Source organism: Janthinobacterium sp. BHSEK, assembly GCF_056174685.1.
In genome coordinates this window covers 1-2,949 of the sequence record NZ_JBWBYV010000189.1, presented here as the reverse complement: position 1 = coordinate 2,949, position 2,949 = coordinate 1, and the positions used below count along the sequence as shown (strand labels likewise).

At 61.3% G+C, this 2,949-nt stretch carries 4 protein-coding genes and 1 pseudogene; 4 read left to right on the top strand and 1 reads right to left on the bottom strand.

The features are described 5' to 3' along the window. The 4 genes and pseudogenes from AC0V2Y_RS28255 to AC0V2Y_RS28240 form a co-directional block, all read left to right on the top strand. Positions 1-243: pseudogene (locus AC0V2Y_RS28255) on the top strand (hypothetical protein); the annotation flags it as partial. Between the two features lie 172 nt (positions 244-415). Further along, complete coding sequence (locus AC0V2Y_RS28250) at positions 416-1,057, top strand: putative metallopeptidase (protein ID WP_475417494.1); 642 nt, start codon at positions 416-418, stop codon at positions 1,055-1,057. A gap of 31 nt (positions 1,058-1,088) precedes the next feature. Beyond that, on the top strand, positions 1,089-1,565 hold the full coding sequence (locus AC0V2Y_RS28245; RefSeq protein WP_475417495.1) for a DUF2280 domain-containing protein: 477 nt from the start codon (positions 1,089-1,091) through the stop codon (positions 1,563-1,565). After that, the gene (locus AC0V2Y_RS28240) at positions 1,534-2,754 is read left to right on the top strand and encodes a phage terminase large subunit family protein (protein WP_475417496.1); all 1,221 of its coding nucleotides are present in this window, start codon (positions 1,534-1,536) and stop codon (positions 2,752-2,754) included. Before AC0V2Y_RS28245 ends, AC0V2Y_RS28240 begins: the two co-directional genes overlap by 32 nt. Here the strand turns inward: AC0V2Y_RS28240 and AC0V2Y_RS28235 are convergent. Further along, positions 2,720-2,949 (bottom strand): transposase (locus tag AC0V2Y_RS28235; protein WP_475415720.1); only part of this gene is annotated, 230 nt, incomplete at its 5' end. The genes AC0V2Y_RS28240 and AC0V2Y_RS28235 overlap by 35 nt on opposite strands.

Sequence of the window (2,949 nt, the reverse complement as noted above, 5' to 3'; positions counted from 1 at the left end):
AGCAAAGATCCAGAGGACTCCAGCCGCGATGCACTGCGGCGCCTGCTGGGGGCGGGCTGTGACATAACGAAAGTAGCCATGCAGAAAATCCAACATCCATCGAATAACGGCGTGCTCGGCGCGCCTGCCGGCTGGGAGCAGGCCGAGTTGCTGTGTGGCGCATTGCCGATCACACGCACGTTGGCGATCTGCCTGCTGTGGTGTCGTATTGGCGCCCAAGCGTCGAGGAACTGGCCGTGCTGAATTCCGGCGGCTCTATCGCGCTGTGGGTGCTGGGCGCGAGCATGCCACCGGTCAATTTAAGCATCGAAGCCGCGTGAGACACTACATTTAGTAGGTTGCGAGCGAAAGTGTCAAAAATTGCCGGGCTGAGACCGCTAGAATTGCTGTCAAACACTACATCTAGTAGGTCGGAATGAAAAAAAACCGCAATCTCGCAGCGCCCAGCTCCTCGCGCCCAATGCCTCCACCCGAGTTCGCCGACCCGCTGAACAACCGTTACATGCCCGCGCCCGAGGTGCTCAAGTGGGCGCGCGCAACCATCCTCACCGAAGGTGGCGCGCTCTACAACGGAGACCACGTGCACCTGGAATATGCCGATGTGCAGTTCCTGTGGGCACCACACGGATTCGCCAAGCAAGGCCGCACCGTGCTGGGCCAGTGCGAGGAAATGACATTCCGCTGCGGGCCGTGGCAGAAAGGCCGCCAGCAACAGCAGATGGCCGACTGGTTCGGCGCGGTGCCGGACTTCCTCATTACCCTGGACGCATCGTATTGCCTGACCTGCAGTGACGCCGAGTTCTGCGCGCTGCTCGATCACGAGCTTTATCACATCGGCCAGGAGAAGGATGAATTCGGCGCGCCAGCTTTCAACAAGTACGGATTGCCGAAGCTGTGCATGCGCGGCCATGACGTCGAAGAGTTCGTCGGCGTAGTCCGGCGTTACGGCGCCAGCGACGACGTGCAGCGCATCATCGACGCAGCAAAGACACCGCCAGAAGTGGCGAGAATCAACATCGCGAGGGCTTGCGGAACCTGTTTGCTGAAGGCTGCATAAGGTTGACCGGCCATTTACCGGAAGGCAACTCATGGCAGCACTACGTGACGAGGTGAAGCTGTTTATCGTCCAAGCGCTGGCTTGTTTCGACACGCCGACGCAGGTGTCGGTGGCAGTAAAGGATGAATTCGGGCTCGACGTGCCGCGACAGCAGGTCGCCACCTACGACCCGGAAAAGTATGTGGGGCGCCAGTTGAGCGCCAAATGGAAGACTATTTTCAACGACACGCGGGCCAGGTTCCGAGAGGACACGGCGGCCATTCCGATTGCCAGCCGCGCTTTCCGCTTGCGCGCGCTGGCCAGGATGGCGCAGCAGGCCGAGGGCACGCGCAATATCGCGCTGGCCGTCGCCGTGATCGAGCAGGCAGCCAAGGAAGTAGGCGACGTCTACGTGAATCGCCGCCTCGATGCGCCAAAAGCACCAGGTGATACCGGCGAAGGCATGCCGTCCGCACCTGAATACATATTGAAGCCCGATGAAGACCTCCCCGACAGCCCGATTCTCTGAAGGGCCCGTCGCGCTGACGCCGAAACAGGCGAACATTTACTGCTGGGGATGGCAAAAGAAGGCTCGGTTCCGCGATGCGGTGTGCGGCCGGCGCTTCGGTAAGACGTTCCTGGGTAAGGCCGAGATTCGCCGTGCTGCGCGCCTGGCTGCCGAGTGGGGCGTCAGCACCGAGGACGAGATCTGGTATTGCGCACCGACGTTCAAGCAGGTGAAGCGTGTGTTCTGGAAGCGGCTCAAGCAGGCAATCCCGGCCAGCTGGCGCGCCGGCAAACCGAACGAGACGGAATGCTCGATCACGACCAAGGCCGGCCACGTCATCCGCATCGTCGGCCTGGACGCCTACGACAACCTGCGCGGCTCGGGCCTCTTCTTCGCATTGGTCGATGAATGGGCAGACTGCGTGTACGCGGCCTGGGAGGAGGTGCTCCGCCCAATGCTGTCGACCTGTCGCTTCGTCATCAATGGCGAGGAGCGGGTCGGCGGCCACGCCCTGCGCATCGGCACGCCGAAGGGCTTCAACCATTGCTATGACAGCTACCTTGATGGCCAGGGGCGTGAGCCTGACCATAAGAGCTGGTTGTACACCTCGGTCGACGGCGGCAACGTCCCGGCCGAAGAGATCGAAGCCGCGCGGCGCAAGATGGATCCGCGCACGTTCCGCCAAGAATACCTGGCCAGCTTCGAGAACTACCAGGGCGTCATTTATTACTGCTTCGACCGGCGCCGCAACCATACCGACGACACGGTCAAGCTTGGCGACGCGCTGCACATCGGCATGGACTTCAACGTTGGTAAAGGCGCGGCGGTGGTTTTCGTGATTCGCGATGACCTGCCGCGCGCAGTCGACGAGTTCATGGAGGTGTTCGACACGCCGGCCATGATTGAAAAGATCAAGGGCCGCTACAAGCAGACTGGGCAGCAGCATCTGATAACGATTTATCCAGATGCGTCCGGCCAGAACCGCAAGAGCAGTGGCGCCAGCGAGTCGGACCGGTCGCTGCTGCGCGCCGCCGGCTTCACGGTGGTGGTCGACCATGCCAATCCTGCGGTGAAAGATCGAATCAACAGCGTCAACGCGATGCTGTGCAACACCTACGACCAGCGCCGCATGCTGGTCAATACCACGAAGTGCCAGAAATACACGCTTAGAACGCCTAACAAAACCGCTGAATGTATCTCCAGCAGATGAGTATGCAGGCAAGCGAGAGGAATGCCTGATGGATATCGGCACGGCGCTCGTAGCGGATGCGTAATCGGCGGAAGCGGTGCAGCCAGCCCAGCGTGCGTTCGACCACCCAGCGCCATTTGCCCAGGCGTTCGCGCGACTCGATGCCATAGCGGGCTATGCGTGGAGCGATGCCACGGCTGCGCAACCAGGCCCGAT